This window comes from Streptomyces sp. WAC05292 (genome assembly GCF_003949955.1).
Lineage (GTDB): Bacteria > Actinomycetota > Actinomycetes > Streptomycetales > Streptomycetaceae > Streptomyces > Streptomyces globosus.
This window is the reverse complement of the sequence record NZ_RPSE01000501.1, coordinates 1-3,731: the sequence shown is the minus strand read 5'-3', so window position 1 is coordinate 3,731 and position 3,731 is coordinate 1. Positions and strand designations below refer to the sequence as shown.

At 75.2% G+C, this 3,731-nt stretch carries 4 protein-coding genes; 2 read left to right on the top strand and 2 right to left on the bottom strand.

What is annotated here, in order from left to right; translation table 11 throughout:
* Positions 1-101: 101 nt before the first annotated feature.
* Entirely contained in the window at positions 102-1,301 is a 1,200-nt protein-coding gene (locus EF903_RS30040; protein ID WP_125548151.1) for a serine hydrolase, read from the top strand.
* A 57-nt stretch (positions 1,302-1,358) separates the two neighbouring features.
* Here the strand turns inward: EF903_RS30040 and EF903_RS30035 are convergent, their stop codons facing one another.
* Positions 1,359-1,688 carry a hypothetical protein gene (locus EF903_RS30035; RefSeq protein WP_125548150.1) on the bottom strand — a complete coding sequence of 110 codons (330 nt, stop codon included), beginning with the start codon at positions 1,686-1,688 and terminating at the stop codon, positions 1,359-1,361.
* Positions 1,689-1,826: 138 nt separating this feature from the next.
* Between EF903_RS30035 and EF903_RS30030 the strand changes: the two genes are divergently transcribed.
* A complete protein-coding gene (locus EF903_RS30030) occupies positions 1,827-2,357 on the top strand; it encodes an NUDIX domain-containing protein (protein ID WP_125548149.1) in 531 nt (176 codons plus the stop codon).
* Positions 2,358-2,403: 46 nt separating this feature from the next.
* On the opposite strand, the gene EF903_RS30025 is transcribed toward EF903_RS30030, so the two are convergent.
* Positions 2,404-3,633: an amidohydrolase gene (locus EF903_RS30025; protein WP_125548148.1), complete on the bottom strand. Its 1,230-nt coding sequence runs from the start codon at positions 3,631-3,633 to the stop codon at positions 2,404-2,406.
* Between the last annotated feature and the right edge of the window lie 98 nt (positions 3,634-3,731).

Genomic DNA, 3,731 nt, shown 5'->3' with positions numbered 1-3,731 from the left:
GACTCGGGCCGGCGGGCGATGTGCCGGGGCGGGGGCGGTTCCTAGGGTCGTCGGCATCCACCCACCGATGCCCCCGTGCGGGGTGCGCAAGGAGATGTGCCATGAGCAATCGTTCCCGGCGGCCGGCGGCCGTCCGCGTCGGCTCCCAGCCCCTGAAGCGGCGGGTGACCGCCGTGGTCGCGGTGCTGGCCGCCGCGCTGGCCGCGGGGGGCGCGCTCCCCGCCGCGGCGGCGCCGGCCACGGGTTCCGGCGACGCGGTGCGCCAGGGCCTGGAGCGCCTGGTGCGGGAGGACGGCTATCCGGGGGCCCTCGCGGCCGTCGTCGGCGGGGACGGGCGCACCCGCCACCACACGGCCGGTGTCGCCGACCTGCGGACCGGGGCGAAGGTGCCGGTCGACGGGCAGGTCCGGGCGGGCAGCAACACCAAGGCGTTCACCGCGACCGTCGTCCTCCAACTGGTCGGCGAGGGGAAGGTCGACCTCGACGCCCCTGTCGAGCGGTACCTGCCGGGCCTGGTGCGCGGCGACGGCATCGACGGCAACCGGATCACGGTGCGCCAGCTGCTGCAGCACACCAGCGGGCTGCCCGACTACACGGCGCGCATGATGGCCGACTACTCGGGGGAGGCCTCGCGGCACACCTACTACCAGCCCCGCACGCTGCTCGACACGGCCCTGGCCCACAAGGCGCTGTTCGCTCCGGGCACCGGCTGGGCGTACAGCAACACCAACTACGTCCTCGCCGGCCTGCTCGTCGAGAAGGTCACCGGACGCCCGCTGGCCGAGCAGATCACCCGCCGCGTCATCGACCGCATCGGGCTGCGCCACACCTACTTCCCCGGCGTGGGCGAGGAGGACCTGCGCGGGCGGCACCCCAAGGGGTACCACGAGGCGCGGCCGGGCGGCCCCCTCCAGGACATCACCCGCCTCGACCCGTCGTGGGGGTGGGCCGCCGGGCAGCTGGTCTCCACCCCGGGGGATCTGAACCGCTTCTTCTCCGCCCTGATGGGCGGAAAGCTCCTCGGGGCGGCGGAGCTCGCCCAGATGCGCACCACCGTCGCGGTGCCCGAGGACGCGGCCATGCATCCCGGCATCCGCTTCGGCCTGGGAGTCACCAGCACGCCGCTGAGCTGCGGCGGCCTGGCCTGGGGACACGGCGGCAGCATATTCGGCTACACCACGCGCAACGCGGTGACGGACGACGGCCGTGCGGCCGCCGTGGCGGTGACGGCCCTGGGCACCCACATGCCGGAGTACCGCGACAACGCGCAGAAGCTGGTCGACACCGCCTTGTGCCGGTGACGGCTCGGCCGCCGGCCCGGACGGGGACGGGGACGGCGGCCGCCGCCGGGCGGGGGCTCAGATGCGGGCCGCGTTGCCCGAGTAGATCCAGCCCTTGTTCACGCCGTACGTCCTGTCGACCCAGTACCAGAGGTTGCCCTTGGAGTTCGTGCACGACTTCGTGAAGTTGAGCCGGTCGCCCCGGTGGACGGTGTCGACGACCCGCCCGGTCTCGTAGTAGGCGGTGCGCACGGGGGCGGACGTGGCGGTGACGTACAGGCTGCCGCCCGCTTCCCGGCAGGTGATGGCGGCGGCCGAGGCGGGGGTGGCGGCCGTGAAGGCGGCCGAGAGGGTCAGGCCGACCCCTGCGGCGAGGGTGGAGAGACGGCGTACGGCGCTGGCGCGCATGGTGCTCCTTCGTCTTCGCTTGAACCGACGCCAACAGATGATCACTTACTGGCATGTTCAGGCAAACCGGTGAGCTCCGGGGCTGTGATACGACTGATCACCGATTGCCCGACCGATGCCCCCGAGAGCAGGCTCGACATGCGATGGACCGTCCACGGCGAGCGCACCCTCCACGCCACGCCCTGGCTGCAGGTGAGTTCCCTGGACGTGGAGCAGCCGGACGGCGTCCGCACCGACTACCACGTGGTGCGGCTGCGGGACCTCGCCGTCGCGGCGGCCGTCGACGAGCGGCGGCGCGTGCTGATGATGTGGCGCCACCGCTTCGTCACGGACACCTGGGCCTGGGAGCTGCCCATGGGCCTGGTCGAGGACGGCGAGAGCCCCGAGGCGGCCGCGGCGCGGGAGTTGGAGGAGGAGACCGGGTGGCGCCCGGAGACCGTGAGGGCGCTGATCAGCGCAGAACCCGCGGCCGGGATCACCGACAGCCGGCACTTCGTGTTCCGGGCGGAGGGGGTACGGCGTATCGGCGGGCCCACCGAGCGGAACGAGTCGGACCGGCTGGAGTGGATCCCGCTGGCCGAGGTCCCCGGCCTGATCGCCCGAGGGGAGATCGTCAGCAGCGCGACACTGGTCGGCGTGCTGGCCCTGCTGCTCGACCTCGGGGCCTGACACCGCGCCGCCTCCGGGTCCCGGGATGTGCGACGCGGCTTCGGCGTCACAGGCCGGCTTCGGCCCGCTCCCGCAGCGCCGCCCATGCCTGCGCGGCGGCCTCCGGGCACAGCAGCACGTCCGCCGCCGTGCAGGCGAGGGCTTCCGCCGCCGCGAGCACGACGCGCCGTCCGCGGGCAGACGCGGCCGCCGCGGCGAACCGGGGGGTGTGGTCGGAGCCGTCCGCCGCGTCCATGATGGCGAGGAACGGGTGGATGGCCGGCACGCGGGTGCTCACGCTGCCGATGTCGGACGAGCCCAGGTACACGCCGGGCTCCGGTTCCGTCAGGCGGATTCCGGCCCGGGCGAGGTGCCCGGCGAACCGGGCGGTGAGGGCGGGGTTGTCGCGGAAGTGCTCGTACCGTCCGCCCGCCCGCTCCACGGTGGCCGTGGTCCCGGTGGCGGCGGCCACGCCTTCGGCGCACCGCTCCAGTTCGCCGGCGAGCGCCTCCAGGGCGGCCGTGGTCGCGCCGCGGAGCCCGAACAGCCCCTCGGCGTACTCGGGGACGATGTTGGTGGCGCGCCCGCCGTCGGTGACGATGCCCTGGACGTGGGAGCCTGGCGGCAGCCGGCGGTGCAGCACGCCCAGCGTGTTGAAGAGCTGGACGAGCGCGCCCAGGGCGTCGATGCCCTGCGTCGGGTTGCCCGTCGGGTGGGCGGCGCGGCCGTGGAACCCCACCCGGACCTGCGCGGAGGCCGTCAGGGGCGCCCACGACCAGTCGTGGACGCCCGGGTGCACCATCAGTGCCGCGTCCACGCCGTCGAACACGCCCGCCTCCACGAGCGCGACCTTGCCGCCGCCCCGCTCCTCCGCGGGCGTGCCGACGGCCAGCAGCGAGCCCTGCCGGTCGCCGAGGGCGGCCCGCACGGCGAGGGCCGCGCCCAGGCCGGCCGCGGCGATCAGGTTGTGCCCGCAGGCGTGGCCGAGCCCCGGCAGCGCGTCGTACTCCAGCAGCACCGCCACCCGGGGCCCCTCCCCGCCGCCGGCGCGCGCGGTGAACGCGGTGGGCAGTCCGGCCGTCCCCCGCTCGACCCGGAAGCCCTCCCGCGCCAGCTCCGCCGTGAGCAGCCGGGCCGCCCGGTGCTCCTCGTAGGCCGGCTCGGGGTCGCGGTGGAGCGCGAGGGCGGTGTCCCACAGGCGGCCGGCTCGGGCGGCGACCTCCTGCCGGATCCCGGCGTACACCGCCTCCGGGGCGTGGACGGGACGGCCGCGGGTGCCAGGGGGGTGGTCGGGCACGGTGGGCTCCTGGGGTCGGCGGCCGGGCGCTGCTGTGCGTGTTCCACGGCAGCCGCTCCTTGATGCGCCGTATCCGTCAGGAGGAGGCGGGGTCAGGT

Excerpts from the sequence above, each read along its gene's own strand:
- EF903_RS30040 (WP_125548151.1), top strand. The coding sequence starts at position 102 with ATGAGCAATCGTTCCCGGCGGCCGGCGGCCGTCCGCGTCGGCTCCCAG.
- EF903_RS30035 (WP_125548150.1), bottom strand. The coding sequence starts at position 1,688 with ATGCGCGCCAGCGCCGTACGCCGTCTCTCCACCCTCGCCGCAGGGGTC.
- EF903_RS30030 (WP_125548149.1), top strand. The coding sequence starts at position 1,827 with ATGCGATGGACCGTCCACGGCGAGCGCACCCTCCACGCCACGCCCTGG.